Annotated in this window: 14 protein-coding genes; 4 read left to right on the forward strand and 10 right to left on the reverse strand. The window is 58.9% G+C overall.

Annotated elements, in window-relative coordinates; all coding sequences use genetic code 11:
• Positions 1-6: 6 nt before the first annotated feature.
• From NIM86_RS15315 to choX, 6 genes are all read right to left on the reverse strand, one after another.
• Positions 7-1,119, reverse strand: a complete 1,113-nt coding sequence (locus NIM86_RS15315) for a hybrid-cluster NAD(P)-dependent oxidoreductase (protein WP_253383398.1) — start codon at positions 1,117-1,119, stop codon at positions 7-9.
• A 21-nt stretch (positions 1,120-1,140) separates the two neighbouring features.
• Positions 1,141-2,400, reverse strand: coding sequence for an SRPBCC family protein (locus tag NIM86_RS15320; protein WP_253383399.1), 1,260 nt, complete (start codon positions 2,398-2,400; stop codon positions 1,141-1,143).
• Positions 2,401-2,811: 411 nt separating this feature from the next.
• The gene (locus NIM86_RS15325) at positions 2,812-3,834 is read right to left on the reverse strand and encodes a GlxA family transcriptional regulator (protein WP_253383400.1); all 1,023 of its coding nucleotides are present in this window, start codon (positions 3,832-3,834) and stop codon (positions 2,812-2,814) included.
• Between the two features lie 15 nt (positions 3,835-3,849).
• Positions 3,850-4,893, reverse strand: coding sequence for a choline ABC transporter ATP-binding protein (gene choV, locus NIM86_RS15330; protein WP_253383402.1), 1,044 nt, complete (start codon positions 4,891-4,893; stop codon positions 3,850-3,852).
• A gap of 8 nt (positions 4,894-4,901) precedes the next feature.
• A complete protein-coding gene (choW, locus tag NIM86_RS15335) occupies positions 4,902-5,735 on the reverse strand; it encodes a choline ABC transporter permease subunit (protein ID WP_253383404.1) in 834 nt (277 codons plus the stop codon).
• A 52-nt stretch (positions 5,736-5,787) separates the two neighbouring features.
• Positions 5,788-6,711, reverse strand: coding sequence for a choline ABC transporter substrate-binding protein (choX, locus tag NIM86_RS15340; protein ID WP_253383405.1), 924 nt, complete (start codon positions 6,709-6,711; stop codon positions 5,788-5,790).
• Positions 6,712-6,813: 102 nt separating this feature from the next.
• Here choX and betI point away from each other — a divergent pair, with 102 nt between their 5' ends.
• From betI to betA, 4 genes are read left to right on the forward strand one after another with little or no spacing between them, the layout of a single operon-like run.
• The gene (betI, locus tag NIM86_RS15345; protein WP_253383406.1) at positions 6,814-7,404 is read left to right on the forward strand and encodes a transcriptional regulator BetI; all 591 of its coding nucleotides are present in this window, start codon (positions 6,814-6,816) and stop codon (positions 7,402-7,404) included.
• A complete protein-coding gene (gene betC / locus NIM86_RS15350) occupies positions 7,401-8,918 on the forward strand; it encodes a choline-sulfatase (RefSeq protein WP_253383407.1) in 1,518 nt (505 codons plus the stop codon). Before betI ends, betC begins: the two co-directional genes overlap by 4 nt.
• A gap of 2 nt (positions 8,919-8,920) precedes the next feature.
• Positions 8,921-10,381: a betaine-aldehyde dehydrogenase gene (gene betB, locus NIM86_RS15355; protein WP_253383497.1), complete on the forward strand. Its 1,461-nt coding sequence runs from the start codon at positions 8,921-8,923 to the stop codon at positions 10,379-10,381.
• Between the two features lie 27 nt (positions 10,382-10,408).
• On the forward strand, positions 10,409-12,076 hold the full coding sequence (betA, locus tag NIM86_RS15360) for a choline dehydrogenase (RefSeq protein WP_253383408.1): 1,668 nt from the start codon (positions 10,409-10,411) through the stop codon (positions 12,074-12,076).
• A 14-nt stretch (positions 12,077-12,090) separates the two neighbouring features.
• Here the strand turns inward: betA and lpdA are convergent, their stop codons facing one another.
• The 4 genes from lpdA to NIM86_RS15380 are packed head-to-tail and all read right to left on the reverse strand — an operon-like array spanning position 12,091 to position 17,117.
• Positions 12,091-13,485: a dihydrolipoyl dehydrogenase gene (lpdA, locus tag NIM86_RS15365; protein ID WP_253383409.1), complete on the reverse strand. Its 1,395-nt coding sequence runs from the start codon at positions 13,483-13,485 to the stop codon at positions 12,091-12,093.
• Entirely contained in the window at positions 13,485-14,870 is a 1,386-nt protein-coding gene (locus tag NIM86_RS15370; RefSeq protein WP_253383410.1) for a dihydrolipoamide acetyltransferase family protein, read from the reverse strand. Before NIM86_RS15370 ends, lpdA begins: the two co-directional genes overlap by 1 nt.
• A gap of 2 nt (positions 14,871-14,872) precedes the next feature.
• Positions 14,873-15,886, reverse strand: a complete 1,014-nt coding sequence (locus tag NIM86_RS15375) for an alpha-ketoacid dehydrogenase subunit beta (protein ID WP_253383412.1) — start codon at positions 15,884-15,886, stop codon at positions 14,873-14,875.
• Position 15,887: 1 nt separating this feature from the next.
• Complete coding sequence (locus tag NIM86_RS15380) at positions 15,888-17,117, reverse strand: thiamine pyrophosphate-dependent enzyme (protein WP_253383414.1); 1,230 nt, start codon at positions 17,115-17,117, stop codon at positions 15,888-15,890.
• Between the last annotated feature and the right edge of the window lie 91 nt (positions 17,118-17,208).

A 17,208-nucleotide genomic window follows, 5' to 3' on the forward strand; every position in this document is an offset into this window, starting at 1 on the left:
TGGCTCCTAACGCTCGACGACCAGATCGCTTGTCGGCTTGGAACAGCAGAGCAGAGCCATGCCCTTGTCGATTTCCCGCTGGCGAATACCGCCGCTATGCGTCATCTCGACCGTTCCGGACGCGATCTTCGACTTGCAGGTCCCGCATAGCCCCTTGGCGCAGGAAAACGGCAGTCTCATACCAGCCCGTCTTGCCGCTTCAAGGACCGTTATGTCTGCCGGGCAATAGACAACGCGATCGGTCTTTGTGAATTCGACACGATAGCGTTTGACGTCGGAATCCAGTTCCCCAGCCGCTTCCGCGATGGTTTCCTGCGCTTCGTCGGTAAAATCGTCGAAGTCGAAGCTTTCCTGGTGATAGCGATCCATGTCGAGACCCGCCTCTTCCAGAAGCGCCTTGGCGGCCGCCATGAAGGGCCGTGGACCGCAGACGAATACTTCGCGTTCCAGAAAGTCGGGACAGATGACGTTCAGCATCGACCGCGACAACCGCCCGCGATAACCGGCCCAGCTCTGGCCAGGCGCGTTATCCTCGACCGTGAAAAATGGCCGGATGGACCGGTTGCGGCGGCTCATGAATTCAAGCTCATCGCGAAAGATAATGTCCGCCGGAGTGCGGGCGGCATGAACGAAGGCGATATCGGAAACGAGAGCCAGATCGTAGGAGCTGCGCGTCATCGACATGAGCGGCGTGATGCCGGAACCGCCAGAGAGGAAGAGAAACTTCTGGCACTGCATTCCGGCCCAGGAGAATTCTCCCATCGGGACGGTTGCCTTAAGCATCATGCCAGGCCTGAAATAATCGTGCAGCCAATTGGAGACCGGGCCGCCCGGCACTCGCTTGACCGTTATCGAGACAGTGTCAGGCCGGCTTGGCGGCGACGAGATGGTGTAGCAGCGGTGAAATGTTTCGCCATCGATATCGAAATCGAAGGTAAGAAACTGACCGGAGACGAATTCGAACTGACGCTGAAAACGGGGCGCAAAAACAAAGGTTTTGACGTCGTGCGTTTCCTCGCGCACAGCGCGACAGATCAGAACGTCGTCTTCGTCCGGTTCCCAACGGTAATATCCGGTCGGTACCGGATTGGGGGGCGGCAGCTCGCTGCTGATGTCCATTCCGTCCGTAACTCCGAATTGTTATGCGACAGCGCGTGTTTCGGACAGATGAGCGAGCATCCGACCGACATACCAGTTGCAGAATTTCTCCACGAGCATCTCTGTGTGCGGCGAATACGGTCCCGGAACATAGCCGTCGCTGCGCACCCCCTGCTGACAGAAACCGACCAGGTCTGAATCCTGCTGGTTGGTTGCCATCCAGACACCGATCAGATTGTCCAGATCGTAATCTTCGCCTTCGACTGCATCTTTGTGAACGAGCCATTTCGTTCGCAGCAGCGAACGCTCCGCATCGAGTGGGAGCACAGAAAAGACGATCGCGTGATCGCCGAGAAAATGGTGCCAGGAATTGGGTTGCGTCCAGAAATGCAGGCCGCCGGCCTTCGCATTGGTCAGATTGCCGAGCAGTTTTTTGCAGGCGCGCTTCGTATCGATCGTGTGGCTCTCGCCATCGCCTGCGAGCGGAAGACGTTCGGTACGGAAGCCGGTGATCATATCGTCGAGCCGGTCGATTTCAGTCGAAGGCAACCCCAACGCCTCCCAATCCTTATGGCTGTCCTTCAGCGTGCAGGCGTAGCGCTCGGCATGATCGCGCTCTTCATCGCTCAGTTCCTCTGGCGCGAAACCAAAGCCGTAGGCGAAAAGCGGGACAGTCAGTTCGGGGTGATTGGCCCCGCAATGGTAACATTCGCGGTTGTTTTCCATCGTCAGTTTCCAATTGCCGGGCTCGATCAGATCGTGCTGATAGGCAACCTTGGTCTCGCGAATATTATGCGGTGATATATAAGGCCCCATGACCTCGGCCATCGCGTCGAAATCTGTCGGCGGTTCATCGGCAAGACAGATGAAAAGCAGGCCCTCCAGAGATCGGATGTGGACCGGCTTCAAGCCATGGCAGGATTTGTCGAATCCTTCGCCCATGTGTTCGGCGTGGATCAGGTCGCCGGACGTGTTGTACACCCACGAATGATAACGGCACATAATGTTGCCGACCGTGTCCTTCTCCTCGTGGATCAGGCGCGCCCCACGATGGCGACAGACATTGTGAAACGCACGGATCTCTTCGTCGTCATCGCGCAGGATCAGCACAGAATTTTTGCCGATATCCACCACCATCACATCGCCAGGCTCGGGAACGTCAGGCTCCACACCGACAAACAACCAGTGGCGGCCGAAAATGACGTCCATATCGGCGTCGAAAATGTCGGGGTCGGTATAAAATGGCGCGTCCAGCGTGTGACCCTTCACGCGATGGGTCAGGTGCGACATCAGATCAACCATTGCGAACACCCCTCGAATGAACCGTGTGGGATAGTGTCCTATGAAGGGATAATGATCGCCATGCCGCCGTTCCGCAACGATAGACATCGGCGCCGGAAAAAAACACTTCGCCGTGGACGTCACTCGTCCAGCACCTTCGTGCGAGGCTTTTTGTCGTTATCATTATCGCAACCTCCTGGCGGAAGAAGATCGGCATTCTCTAGTATCGATGATGACTGCGAACAGATTGCTCCGCTTGATTTGCTGCGACGGATTTCAGGACAAAACCGACATGGCCTGAAATTTGGTCATTCTGTCCAAGAACCGGGCAGCAAGTGTATGAAATCCGAGATTTTCAGTTCACCAGCCTCTGGTTCAACGACCGGTGTAAAAAATTTCCAGCGTCGGATTTGTTCATGTCAACGACACGCTTCAAACCGTTCGCGCATCTTCCTGCCGGAGATTGTGCGCTGACCTGACGCGACGCGGGGGTTCTCCGAAAAAGGCGCGGAATTGACGGGCGAAATGTCCGGCATCGCAGAAGCCTGTTTCAACGGCGATATCGGTCACGCTCTTCTCTGTCATCAAAAGCAGTTGCCGGGCGTGGCGCAGACGAATTTGCCGATAGATCGAAGCCGGGCTGGCGCCGGTCGCATCGCGGAAAAGGCGCTCCAACTGCCGACTGGAGATTTTCAGCCTGAGCGCGATGGCGTCGACTGTCATCGGGCGAGAAACGCTTTGCTCCATAAGAAGTATGGCGCGACGAACGCGACTGTCGTCGCTGATCGCCGGCATGGAATGCGGCTGCGCGTCGCTTCCCAAGCGGGCCGACTGAAGCTGAAGTATGTGCATGCTTTTCTGCGCCGCTGTGGCATCGAGGTGGCGACGGATCAGATGTGCGGCAAGATCGGCGACACCTCCGCCGCCGGCGCAGGTGATCCGATCTTCGTCATCGATGAACAACCGGTCCGCATCGACGTCGTGATCGGGAAATTCCGCCGCAAAATCATCGCAGTGAAACCAGCTTACGCAACTCCTTCGACCTGTCATCAGGCCTGCCCGCGCAAGAATGAATGAGCCGGTGCAAACGCCGACAAGCGGCACGCCCGCCTCAGCGCATTTTTTCAGATAGAGTAGGCCGGCGCGATCCATCTGTTCGCGTATGTGTAAAAGCCCACCGACCACGACGATATAATCGAACGCGATCGGATCGGTCAGGGCGCCCGTTGGGCTGATGGACAGACCGGCGCTCGAACGTATCGGCTCCGGGCGGGCGGCAAGGATTTGCCAATCGCAGCGTATGGGTCTTGAGCGGTCACCCTCGTCGGCGGCGAGCCTCAGCGCGTCGATAAAAAGAGAAAGAGCCGAGAGGGTGAACCCGTCGGCGAGAAGGAAGCCGATACGGAGGTTCGGCGTCTGGCCTGTTTTCGCCCGTACCGCCGCCCTTTCGTTCATCCTGCTTCTCCCATCCTAAGCAGCGTGGCTGGACGTGTTGGATCGTAGCGCTGCTACGATCTCCTTTTGGCCGATAGAGCCCACTGGCTGTCCCGCCTCGTTGACGACCTGCACTCGAACCGCACCATCGGCCAATATGTTGATGATAGCGCCAACTGGCGTTTCGCCTGTCACGGTCGTATCGGACGAAACATCGGTTTCGTTCGACATCACGTCACAAGCGCGCAACACCGTCAACGGATTCATATGGGCAACGAAGTCCTCGACATATTCGTTGACCGGATTGGCTATGATGTCCTGATGATTGCCGCTTTGAACGATACGGCCGCCTTCCATGATCGCGATGCTGTTGCCGAGCTTGAAGGCCTCGTCCAGATCGTGACTGACGAACACGATCGTCCGCTTCAACCGGTCCTGCAGTTCGAGAAGTTCATCCTGTAGTCGGTTGCGTATGAGCGGATCGAGTGCAGAGAACGGTTCATCCATAAGCAGGATTGGCGCTTCGGTTGCAAAGGCCCGAGCCAAGCCCACGCGCTGCTGCATTCCGCCGGAAAGTTCCGCGACCTGATAGTTTGCCCAATCCGCCAAGCCGACCAATTCGAGCTGGGCACGGGCTTTCTCCTCGCGCTCCGTTCGGCTCAAGCCGCTGAATTCAAGGCCCAGTGCGACATTGTCCAGCACGTTACGCCAAGGCAGAAGACCGAATTGCTGGAAGACCATGGCAACGTTCTGGCGGCGTAGTCGCAGCAGTTCACGTTTGCTGCAATCGTTTGGGTCCAGCGTCTCGCCGCCAGTCGTCACACGCACGGCCCCTCTGACGACGGGGTTCAGCCCGTTAACGGCCCGCAAAAGCGTCGATTTACCGGACCCGGAAAGTCCCATCAGGACAAGGATTTCCCCTTGCCCTACAGAAAGCGAACAGTTGTGAACACCCAGTATCTGACCGGTTTCCTGCTGAATGTCGGCACGGCTCATGCCCTTGTCCATCAAGGGCAGAGCTTTCTCGGGCTCATCGCCAAAAACAATACTGACATTGTCGAAAACGACGGCTTTTTCCATCTGATCGCTCATTCCTGATTGAGGCGCAGCATGCGGTCGAGGATGATGGCGACGACCACGATAACGAATCCGCTTTCGAAGCCGAGGCCTGTATTCACCTGATTGAGGGCACGAACGACCGGCACGCCCAATCCGTCCGCGCCAACCAGTGCGGCGACAACCACCATGGAGAGTGAAAGCATGATTGTCTGGTTGAGGCCCGCCATGATTTGCGGAAGAGCGTAGGGCAGTTCGACCTTCCAAAGCTTCTGCCTTGCGGTGCCACCGAAAGCATCGGCGGCTTCAAGCAATGGTTTGGGCGTGGACGAAACCCCAAGATATGTCAGACGAATGGGAGCGGGAAGGACGAAGATCACGGTAGCAATGAGACCCGGCACCATTCCGATTCCGAAAAACACGATGGCGGGAATGAGATAGACGAATGTCGGAAGGGTCTGCATCAGATCGAGAATCGGCTGGATGAACCGATAGAGTTTTGGCCGGTGCGCTGCCGCGATACCGATCGGTACGCCAACGGCCATACAGACGATGCATGAGGAGATGACGAGTGTGAGACTCTCCGTCATCGTCTCCCAATAGCCCTGATTGTAAATGAAGAGGAAGCCGAACAACACCAAGGCGCAGGTCGTCCAACGGCGCTGCAGCCACCATGTCAGAGCGACAAAAATAGCGATGATGATGAGCGGATGCGGCGTCTGAAAAAGCCACAGCAGACCGTCGATCAGCCCTTCCGCCGATTCAGCCAGGGCATCGAGAAATGGCGAAAAATTATCCGTCAGCCAGTCGATGACATCGCTAGCCCATGCGCCGATGGGTATCTTGTACTCGGTCAGCCAGTCCAAAACATGTCCCCTTGAAACAGATCGGCCCGCGAGACGCGGGCCGATTTTTCGATCAGAGCTTCAACTCTTCCTTCACGACGGCGGCTCCGTCCTCGCCGTCGACAGTCTCGACGCCATCAAGCCAGCCAAGGACAGTGTCGGAGTTGGCTTGGATCCACTTCAATGTCGCCTTGTCGGGATCGACGCCATTGTCGAGAATCTCACCCATGATGCCGTTTTCCATCTCAAGGGAAAACTTCACGTTCTTGAGTAGCTCGCCGACATTTGGACATTCCTCGACATACCCTTTGCGTGTCACGGTATGCACGACGCCCTCTCCCCCGAAGAAGTCTTCGCCGCCAGTCAGATATTTCAGTTCGAAATTGGCGTTCATGGGGTGCGGTTCCCAGCCGAGGAAGACGACATCCTTGTCCGCCTTAACGGCGCGCCCGACTTGGGCGAGCATGCCTTGTTCCGAACTTTCAACGACCTCGAAGTTGCCGAGTCCCATCTTGTCGCCTTCGGTCAGGCTGACGAGGTAGGCATTGCCCTCATTGCCGGGCTCGATGCCGTAGATCTTGCTGTCGAGCTCGTCTTCGAACTTTGAGATATCGGCAAAGCTCTTCAGGCCCTTGTCATACGTATAGGCCGGTACGGCCAGCGTGTATTTCGTGCCTTCCAGATTAACTCCAACCTGCTCGATCTCACCGCTATCGAGGTAGGGCTGTATGGCGCTGGTCTGCGCCGGCATCCAGTTGCCAAGGAAAACGTCAACGTCATCCTTCTCCAGCGAGGCGAAGGTAACCGGCACCGAGAGGACTTTCACGTCCACTTCATAGCCCAGCGCCTGAAGAACCTGTTTTACAGTGGATGTTGTGGTGGTGATATCGGTCCAGCCGACATCGGACATCACGACTTCTTCGCAGGCTGCGTATGCCGCGCTAGAAGCCAGTGATAGCGCCAGAGCGCCAGTCAGTGCGATCGGAAAACGTTTCATTTTGTCTCCTTCGGAAGGTCGAGGTTGACTTTTTATTGATTGAGCGCTCAATCAAAAGGACAAATTGTGTAATGTAAAGGTCTAGTCGGGAGGAATGTCGAATTGCCGAAGCTCGGAATGGAAAAAATCCGGCGTGAAGCGATGATCGAAGCCACGATTATCGAGATTGGCGAAGTCGGCAGTCTCAATGTGCCTGTTAGCCAGATCGCGCGGCGTGCCGGCATTTCGCCAGCGCTCGCGCACCACTATTTCGGTTCCAAGGAGCAGATTTTCCTTGCGGCCATGCGTCACATTCTAGTGGTTTTTAAGGAAAGCGTCAGCAAGCGACTCAAACGGGCCAGGACGTCCGAAGAACGCGTTCGGGCGATTATTGACGCCAGCCTGGAGCCGAAACAATTCGATCGCGATGTTGTCTCGGCCTGGCTGAATTTTTATGTGAAGTCACTTCATTCGGAAGAGACGAGCCGCTTGTTGCGTGTCTATGCGCGGCGGCTCCATTCCAACCTGCTTTTCGACCTGCGCCAGCTTTTCGATGAAGAGACGGCTGAAAAGGTCGCGCAGGGCCTCGCCTCGATGATCGACGGTTTTTACATCCGCCATGCTTTGCAGGACGTCGCGCCATCGCGAACCGACGTTCACGCACTCGTTAACGACTACCTCGACCTCTGGCTTGCGCGCGAAGGGCTTCAATGACCGATCGTCCCAATATTCTTATTCTGATGGTAGACCAGCTCAACGGGACGCTTTTCCCCGACGGACCTGCCGAATGGCTGCATGCGCCGAACTTGAAAAAGCTGGCCGCCCGATCCACCCGCTTTGCCAACTCGTACACGGGCTCACCGCTCTGCGCTCCGGGCCGCGCCAGCTTCATGGCAGGACAACTGCCGAGCCGGACTCGGGTTTACGACAATGCTGCCGAGTTCGCTTCGGACGTGCCGACCTATGCCCATCATCTGCGTCGCGCTGACTATCAGACGACCCTCAGCGGCAAAATGCATTTTGTCGGCGCCGACCAGTTGCACGGCTTCGAGGAGCGCCTGACAACTGACGTTTACCCGGCCGATTTTGGCTGGACGCCTGACTATCGTAAACCCGGCGAACGTATCGACTGGTGGTATCACAATCTCGGATCGGTCACGAATGCCGGAACCGCCGAGATAACCAACCAGCTCGAATATGATGATGAGGTGGCATATCACGCCACCCGCAAACTCTACGATCTGGGGCGCGGTCACGATAATCGCCCATGGATGCTGACGGTGAGTTTCACCCATCCGCACGATCCTTATGTCGCGCGGCGGCAATACTGGGATCTTTACGAGGATTGCGAGCATCTTTGGCCGCAGACGCCCGCCATTTCGTACGAAGCACAGGACCCCCACTCCAAGCGATTACTGGAGGCGAGCGACTTTCACGCATTCGATATAACCGACGAAGACATACGCCGCTCACGCCGCGCTTATTTCGCCAACATTTCGTATATCGATGACAAGATCGGCGAAATTCTCGATGTCTTGGACGCGACCCGTCAGACCGAGAACACGATCATCGTTTTCCTGTCCGACCACGGCGACATGCTTGGCGAGCACGGTCTGTGGTTCAAGATGAGCTTCAGGGAAGGCTCGGCTCGCGTCCCTCTGATGATCTCCGCTCCAGCTATGCCCGCAGGCCTCATAGAAACGCCGGTCAGCACGATGGATGTGACGCCGACGATTGGCGATCTGGCTGGCGTCGATCTTGGCGAAATCATGCCTTGGACCGATGGCGAAACGCTTGTTCCGGTCGCCAATGGGGAGCCTCGCACTGCACCCGTGCGCATGGAATACGCTGCCGAAGGTTCATACGCTCCGATGGTGGCGCTGCGGGAAGGCCAATGGAAATACGTCCATTGCGAAATCGATCCTCCGCAACTCTTCGATCTGGAGACCGACCCACACGAACAGAACAATCTGGCGGACGACCGAGACTATTCCGAAATCGCGGAGCGCTTCGCCGCTTCGGTGGAAGCCCTTTGGGATATGGGCCAGTTCGACGCCGCTGTTCGTGAAAGTCAGGCGCGCCGCCACGTGGTCGACAGCGCGCTGCGCAATGGCGCTTACTACCCTTGGGATTTTCAGCCACTACAAAAAGCGTCGGAACGCTACATGCGCAATCATATGGATCTGAACATTCTTGAAGACGCACAGCGCTTTCCGAGGGGTGAATGATGATCGACGCGCAACCCACCGCCAGTCACTTCGTCGACGGCGCCTATTGCGAAGATGGCGCTGGAGCGACAATCGAATGCGTTTTTGCTGCAACTGGCGATGTCATCGCGCGGCTGCATTCGGCGACCCCGGCCATTGTGGATAAGGCATTGTCGTCGGCAAAGCGTGCGCAGAAGGAATGGACGGGCTTCGCGCCGGTTGAACGCGGCCGCGTATTGCGCCGCGCTGCCGATATTCTGCGCGAGCGCAATCGAGAACTGAGCGAACTGGAAACTCTCGATACCGGCAAGCCTCTTCAGGAGACTTTGGTAGCCGATGCTGCTTCCGGCGCCGATGCGCTGGAATATTTCGCGGGCCTTGCCGCGACGATCACGGGCGAGACGATGCCGCTTGGCGGCGATTTCGTCTACACGTTGCGCGAACCACTTGGCGTGTGCGTTGGCATCGGGGCCTGGAACTATCCGACGCAGATCGCCTGCTGGAAAGCCGCGCCGGCGCTGGCCTGCGGCAATGCAATGGTGTTCAAGCCCTCTGAGGTGACTCCCCTCTGCGCGCTGAAGCTGGCCGAGATCTTCATCGAGGCCGGCGCGCCGGCTGGTCTTTTCAATGTGGTGCAGGGCTATGGCGATGTCGGCGCGGCTCTTGCCACCGATCCGCGCACGGACAAGGTCTCGCTGACCGGCTCGGTGCCGACAGGCCGAAAAGTCTATGCCGGCGCGGCGGACGGCATCCGCCATGTCACAATGGAGCTCGGCGGCAAGTCGCCCCTGATCGTCTTCGAAGATGCCGATATCGAGAATGCCGTCAGCGCGGCGATCAACGGCAATTTCTATTCGACCGGCCAGATTTGCTCGAACGGTACGCGCGTCTTCGTTCACAACGACATCGAAGCCCATTTCGTCTCGCGGCTGGTCGAGAGGACGAAGACCGCGAAGATCGGCGATCCACGTGATGAGGAGACGCAACTCGGCCCGCTCATTTCCAAGGCCCAGCGCGAGAAAGTGCTGAATTATATCGAAATGGCGAAAGCAGAAGGCGCGACACTGGCATATGGCGGCGGTGTACCGGACGGTCTGGCCGATACCGGCTGTTATATCGAGCCGACCATCTTCACAGGCGTCACGGACGAAATGACCGTCGCGTGCGAAGAGGTATTTGGCCCGGTCCTCTCCATTCTGACATTCAGCGACGAATGTGAGGTCATCGCGCGCGCTAACGATACGCCGTTCGGCTTGGCCGCTGGGGTCTTCACCCGCGACCTGACGCGCGCGCACCGCGTCGTCGCGGCGTTGGAAGCCGGCACCTGCTGGATCAACACCTACAATCTAACGCCGGTCGAAGCACCTTTCGGCGGGGTCAAGCTCTCCGGCGTCGGCCGCGAGAATTCCAAGGCGGCTATCGAACATTATAGCCAGATCAAGTCGGTCTACGTCGCAATGGGCGATGTCGAGGCGCCCTACTGACACGCGGAGCCGCGAAAGCGGCGGGGAATGAACATGCAAGCGGATTATGTAATCATCGGCTCGGGTTCCGCCGGCGCTGCCATGGCCTATCGATTGAGCGAAGACGGCAAGCACTCGGTCATCGTGCTGGAGTATGGCGGCACCGATGCGGGGCCGTTCATCCAGATGCCGGCTGCGCTATCCTACCCGATGAACATGGCGCGTTACGATTGGGGCTATCGCAGCGAACCGGAGCCCCATCTCGGCGGACGTCGGCTGGCCACGCCGCGCGGCAAGGTGATCGGCGGGTCGTCCTCGATTAACGGCATGGTGTTCGTACGCGGTCACGCGATGGATTTCGACCATTGGCGTGAGAGCGGCGCAGCCGGTTGGGGCTATGCAGACGTCCTGCCCTATTTCAAGCGCATGGAAAGCTGGCACGGCGGCGATGACAGAGACTCATCGTGGCGCGGCGCCGATGGCCCGCTTCATGTCAGTCGTGGTCCACGCGCCAATCCGCTATTCGACGCCTTTGTCGAAGCCGGCGCGCAGGCCGGCTTTGAGATGACGCCCGATTACAATGGCGAGAAGCAGGAGGGCTTCGGTCCGATGGAGCATACGGTCTGGAAGGGCCGCCGCTGGTCCACCGCAAACGCCTATTTGAAACCGGCGCTGAAGCGTAGCAATCTGACGATGGTTCGATGCCTGGCCCGCAGGATCGTCATTGAAAATGGCCGCGCGACAGGCGTCGAGGTCGAGCGCCGCGGCGGCAAGATCGAAACCGTCTCTGCAAATCGCGAGGTCATCGTCGCGGCGTCCTCGATCAATTCACCGAAACTGCTGATGCTGTCCGGCATTGGCCCGGCAGCGCATCTAGTCGGGCACGGCATAGATATCGTCGCCGACAGGCCCGGCGTCGGCCAGAATTTGCAGGACCATCTGGAGCTTTATATTCAGCAGGCCTGCACGCAGCCGATCACGCTCTACAAGCACTGGAACCTTTTCTCAAAGGCCTTGCTCGGTGCCCAATGGCTGTTTTTCAAGAAGGGTCTCGGCGCGTCGAACCAATTCGAAAGCGCGGCGTTCCTGCGCTCCAAGCCGGGTGTGAAATATCCGGATATCCAGTATCACTTCCTGCCAATCGCGGTGCGCTATGACGGTCAGGCGGCGGCAGAAGGCCATGGCTTTCAGGCGCATGTCGGGCCTATGCGCTCGAAATCGCGCGGCGAAGTCACGCTGCGCTCGGCCGATCCGAAGGACGATCCGCGCATCGCCTTCAATTACATGTCACATGAGGAGGATTGGGCAGACTTCCGCCACTGCATTCGCCTGACGCGCGAAATCTTCAGCCAGCCAGCCTTCGATCCCTATCGCGGCAAGGAAATTCAGCCGGGCGACGCCGTACAGTCCGACGAGGCGCTGAACGATTTCATCCGCGACCACGCCGAAAGCGCCTATCACCCATGCGGCACCTGCCGCATCGGCGCTGCAGACGATCCGATGGCGGTGGTCGATCCGCAATGTCGGGTGATCGGCGTAGACGGGCTGCGTCTCGCCGACAGTTCGATCTTCCCGCGTATCACCAATGGCAATCTCAATGGCCCATCCATCATGGTTGGTGAGAAGGCGTCCGATCATATTCTAGGCAAGGCGCCCCTGGCCGCCGAAAATGTTGAACCTTGGATCAATCCGGACTGGGAGACCGCCGACCGCTAGAGCGCCTCGCCGCTTTAAGCATGAATGGCGTGACCGAGCGATTTGAGCGCCGCTTCGTGGAAGGCTTCGCCGAGCGTCGGATGGGCGTAGATCGTGCCAGCGATGTCTTCCAGCACCGAACCCATCTCGATGGCCTGGGTGAAAGCTGCCGCCAGCTCCGAAATCTCCGCCCCGACCGCCTGAACGCCGACAATCCGCCGGTCGTCCTTACGTGACAGCACACGGACAAACCCACCAGAATCAGCTGCGTCCAGCGTCATCGCCCTGCCGCTGGCGCGAAGCGGAAAGATTCCGGTTACGATCTCGTCGCCCGCTTCGTCCGGAGTCATCCCAACCGAAACGATCTCCGGATCGGTGAAGCAGACGGCCGGAATGGCCATCGGATTGAAAACCCGCTTTTCGCTGGCAATGATCTCGGCAACCATTTCGCCCTGGGCCGACGCGCGGTGCGCCAGCATCGGCTCACCCGTCACATCGCCGATGGCCCAGACATTTCTCGTCGAAGTGGCGCACCGAGAGTCGATCTTGATAAAGGGGCCGTCCATTTCGATGGCCATCTCTTCGAGACCCCAACCATCCGTCGCAGGCTTGCGGCCGGCAGCCGCCAGAACCTTGTCCGCCGGCAGCTTCACCTCATCGCCTTCGCGGGTTTCGATGCGCAGCGATGCGCCATTTTCCGACAGGCCAAGCGCCTTTGCTCCGAGATGGAGCGCAACGTCATTATCTTCGAGCCACTTTCGGACAGGCGCGACGAGATCTTTGTCGTAGCTCGGCAAGATATCGTCCTGCATTTCCACGATGCTGACGTCGGACCCAAGTTTTTGCAGGGCAGTGCCTATTTCCAAGCCGATATAACCCGCCCCAACGATGACGACCCGTTCCGGCAATTCGTTCAACGACAGCGCCTCGGTGGAAGAAATAATGTTGGCGCCAAAAGGCAGGTTCGAAAGTTCCACGGGTATTGAGCCGGTGGCGAGAATGACATGCTCGGCTCTGATCTCGACTGCTTCGTCACCGCTATCGACCTTGCAAGTCCGGGCATCGGAGAACTTTGCCCAGCCGGAGACAACATTCACGCCCGCGCGCTTCAGAAGCGAGCCGACCCCGCCATTTAGCCGGTCGACGATCCCGTCTTTCCAGCCCGTCCAGCCCTGCATGTCGAAGGACGGCGGCTCTGGCAGGCTGATACCATGCATCGGCGCTTCACTGCTGCGCGACATCGCGTCGAACAATGCCGCCGTATGGATCATCGCCTTGGAGGGAATGCAGCCGCGGATCAGGCAAGCGCCGCCGACCCGTTCGCCTTCGACGAGCGTCGTTTTCAGGCCCAGTTGCCCGCAACGGATGGCCGCGACATAGCCGCCCGGGCCACCGCCAATGACAAGAACCTTCGTTTCGATCGTCTTCATTACGCGTCCTCGGCAAAAATCAGGGCGGGGCATTCGATCAGGCGCTTGAGATCCTGAATGAACCGCGCAGCGTCATAGCCATCGACAATCCGGTGATCGAAGGAGGAAGACACGTTCATAATCTTGCGGATTTCAATTCGCCCGTCGATCACGACCGGACGATCCACCATCTTGTTCGGCCCGATGATCCCCACTTCCGGATGGTTGATGACTGGTGTCGCTGAAATGCCGCCGAGCGGCCCGAGGCTGGTGATCGTCAGCGTGGAGCCGCTGAGCTCGTCACGGCTGGCCGTGCCCTCCCGCGCCGCTGCCGCGACACGCCGGATTTCGGCGGCGCAATCCCAGACGCCGAGGCTTTCGGCATGGCGAACGACCGGCACCGAAAGGCCGCGCTCGGTCTGCGTGGCGATACCCACGTGGAACGCTTCATGCGCCCGAAAAACCTCTTCGGCCTCGTCGTAATGGCCGTTGAGCATGGGATAGTCCGGCAGGAGACGCGCCACGGCACGGATCAGGAAGGGCAACACGGTCAGCTTGGGCTGATCGTCGCTACGCCCCGCATTCATCGCCGCGCGAAGCTCCTCCAATGCCGTTATGTCGAATTCCTCGACATAACAGAAATGCGGAATGCTGCGCTTTGACTGCTGCATCTTCTCGGCGATGCGACGCCGCATTCCGACAATGCGGATGTCTTCCACACCGCTGCGCTGGCGCAGGCCGGAGCCGCCGCCCGGTGTCGGCGCACCGTTGGCGATATAGGCTTCCAAATCCGCTTCGAGAATGCGTCCCGCCGGTCCCGTTCCGGTCACATATTGCAGGGCAATGCCGTGTTCGTGCGCTTTGCGCCGCGTGGCAGGCGAAGCGAGCGGCGCGCCAGCACCTTTTGCAGATGCCGCGCCGCGCCGCATGGCCGGCGATCCATCTTTGGCCCCACCGCTCGTCGGTTTCGCCGGTCCCGATGGTGAAGAAGACGCCCGCTTGGCTGCCGATGCTGCTGGCTCTTCGGATTTCGCTTCGGCGGGTGCCTCCCGCTTGTGCGACGGCTCGTCCTTTTTGGACGGTTCCGCAGTGGCAGCCCTCTCCGTCGCCGCCTCTTCCGACGCGCTATCGTCATCCTCCCCTTCATCGGAGACCTCGACGTCGCCTTCGACTTCGAACTCGACGAGGACCGAGCCGACCGCGAGCATGTCGCCGACGGAACCGTTGAGCGAAAGAACCTTGCCGCTGACAGGCGAGGAAATATCGACGGTCGCCTTGTCAGTCAGCACATCGACGAGTTGCTGGTCTTCTTCGACCGTGTCGCCGACGGCGACATACCATTCGCTGATCTCTGCCTCGGCGATTCCTTCGCCTATATCGGGAAGGCGGAATGCATATTTGCCCATCTTCACACCTCCTGCGTGCGCTGCATGGCGTCGATGACGCGCTGTGGGCCGGGGAAGTAATCCCACTCGAAGGCGTGGGGGTAAGGCGTATCCCAACCCGTGACGCGCTCGATCGGCGCGCGCAGATGGTAGAAGCAGCGTTCTTGCACGAGAGCCGACAATTCGCCGCCGAACCCGCCATAGCGAGACGCTTCGTGTGCGATGACGCAGCGCCCGGTTCGCCTTACCGACTCCACGATGGCGTCGATGTCGAGCGGCACGATGCTGCGTAGATCGATCAGTTCGGCGTCGATCCCGCACTCCTCAATGGCGGACAGCGCCACATGAACCATGGTGCCGTAGGCCAGAACGGTAACGTCCGACCCTTCCCGTACCGTCCGCGCCTTGCCGAGCGGAATACGATAAATCTCTTCCGGCACATCGGCCAATGGATGGTTCTTCCATGGCTTCACGGCATCGTCCGGCCGACCTTCGAACAAGCCGTTGTAAAGCCGTTTCGGTTCGAAAAAGATCACCGGATCATCGTCCTCGATGGCGGAGATCAGAAGACCTTTCGCATCGTACGGATTGGACGGAATGACGGATTTCAGGCCCACCACATGGGCGAACAGCGCTTCTGGGCTTTGGCTGTGGGTCTGACCGCCGAAGATGCCGCCGCCATACGGCACCCGAACCGTGATCGGCGCCCAAAAATCGCCATTGGAGCGGTAGCGCAGCCGCGCGGCTTCGGAAACGAGCTGGTCGAAAGCCGGCAGGATATAATCGGCGAACTGTATTTCGACCACAGGTCGCAACCCGTAAGCGCCCATGCCGATTGCGGTCGCAACGATACCGCCCTCGGAGATCGGCGTATCGAAACACCGCGTGAGCCCATATTTCTCTTGCAATTTGTCGGTGACGCGGAAAACGCCGCCAAAATACCCAACGTCTTCACCGAAGATGAGAATATCGGGATCTTCGTTCATCTTTCCGTCCAGTGCGGAGTTCAGGGCCTGAACCATGTTCATGGCTGTCATATCAGTATCCCACCTCCCGTCTCTGTTCGATCTGCCGCCAGTCCGGCTCCTTGAAGACCTGCTCGAACATGGCCTTAACGCTGGGTTTGGACTGCCCTAACGTGCCGATGGCCTCAGCTTCGCGGATCGAAGCGCGCACCCTTTTCTCGCAATCCTCGTAGAGTTCCCGATAATCGTCCTCCGTCATATCGCCGCGCACGATCAGATGCTGTTTCAGCCTCTCTATCGGATCGCCGAGCGGCCACGCCTTGTCCTCATTCTTCGGGCGGTAGCGGGTCGGATCGTCGCTGGAGGAGTGGGCCGACGCGCGATAGGTGACCAGTTCGATCAGCGTGGCGCCTTTATTGCCAAGTGCCCGCTCCCGCGCCCAGTTGGTCGCGGCGTGGATGGCCAGGAAATCGTTGCCGTCCACGCGCAGACCGGGAATGCCGTATGCCAACGCCTTTGCCGCGAAAGTCGTCCTGTTACCGCCCGCAATGCCCGAAAAAGACGAAATCGCCCATTGATTGTTGGTCACGCATAGAATGACAGGCGGACGATAGACCCCCGCAAAGGTCAAAGCCTCGTGGACATTGCCTTCTGCGGTGGTCCCCTCACCGACATAACCCAGCGCGATGCTGTCGTCGTGCCGATAGGCGGAGGCCATCGCCCAGCCCACCGCATGACCGAGCCGGCTGCCTAGATTGCCTGAAATGGAGTAAAAACCGTAGTCGCGTGCTGAGTAGAGCACCGGCATCTGCCGGCCCTTCAACGGATCTTCGGCGTTGGAGAAGATCTGATTGCCGAGCGCCGTCATCGGATAATCGCGCGCCATCAGCCAGCTCAGAATGCGATAGGTGGGGAAGCACATATCCCGTTCGCCAAGACACAGAGACTGTGCCGCGCCGATCGCCTCTTCGCCGGAGGATTTCATATAGAAGCTTGTCTTGCCCTGCCGGTTCGCCCGGAACATGCGGTCATCGAAGATGCGGGTCCGCACCATGGCGTCCAGTCCGCGAAGGAGGTGGTCCGCAGGCAGGTCCGGGGTCCACGGCCCAACGGCCTTTCCTTCATCGTCCAAAACCCGGATCAGGCCGTACGGCATGTCCCGCAGTTCGATCTCGGGTGTCAGCGTGTCGGGGCAGCGCTGCTCGCCCGCGTCCTGAAGCGCGACATTGCTGAAGTCAGGTTCATCACCTGGCCGACCAGATGGCTCCGGCACATAAAGCGAGAGTTCGGTCCTGTTCTTCATTACGCCTCCTCCCAAAGGTTTCAGCAATGATATCGCGTGACTGGCAGAAAAACTGTCCCTATTATCTCGCTGAGGATAGTTATTTGAGTAT

Source organism: Notoacmeibacter sp. MSK16QG-6 (assembly GCF_024158145.1).
GTDB lineage: Bacteria > Pseudomonadota > Alphaproteobacteria > Rhizobiales > Rhizobiaceae > Notoacmeibacter.

Excerpts from the sequence above, each read along its gene's own strand:
- NIM86_RS15320 (WP_253383399.1), bottom strand. The coding sequence starts at position 2,400 with ATGGTTGATCTGATGTCGCACCTGACCCATCGCGTGAAGGGTCACACG.
- NIM86_RS15370 (WP_253383410.1), bottom strand. The coding sequence starts at position 14,870 with ATGGGCAAATATGCATTCCGCCTTCCCGATATAGGCGAAGGAATCGCC.
- NIM86_RS15380 (WP_253383414.1), bottom strand. The coding sequence starts at position 17,117 with ATGAAGAACAGGACCGAACTCTCGCTTTATGTGCCGGAGCCATCTGGT.
- betC (WP_253383407.1), top strand. The coding sequence starts at position 7,401 with ATGACCGATCGTCCCAATATTCTTATTCTGATGGTAGACCAGCTCAAC.
- choV (WP_253383402.1), bottom strand. The coding sequence starts at position 4,893 with ATGGAAAAAGCCGTCGTTTTCGACAATGTCAGTATTGTTTTTGGCGAT.
- NIM86_RS15375 (WP_253383412.1), bottom strand. The coding sequence starts at position 15,886 with ATGACAGCCATGAACATGGTTCAGGCCCTGAACTCCGCACTGGACGGA.
- NIM86_RS15325 (WP_253383400.1), bottom strand. The coding sequence starts at position 3,834 with ATGAACGAAAGGGCGGCGGTACGGGCGAAAACAGGCCAGACGCCGAAC.
- NIM86_RS15315 (WP_253383398.1), bottom strand. The coding sequence starts at position 1,119 with ATGGACATCAGCAGCGAGCTGCCGCCCCCCAATCCGGTACCGACCGGA.
- betA (WP_253383408.1), top strand. The coding sequence starts at position 10,409 with ATGAACATGCAAGCGGATTATGTAATCATCGGCTCGGGTTCCGCCGGC.
- lpdA (WP_253383409.1), bottom strand. The coding sequence starts at position 13,485 with ATGAAGACGATCGAAACGAAGGTTCTTGTCATTGGCGGTGGCCCGGGC.
- choX (WP_253383405.1), bottom strand. The coding sequence starts at position 6,711 with ATGAAACGTTTTCCGATCGCACTGACTGGCGCTCTGGCGCTATCACTG.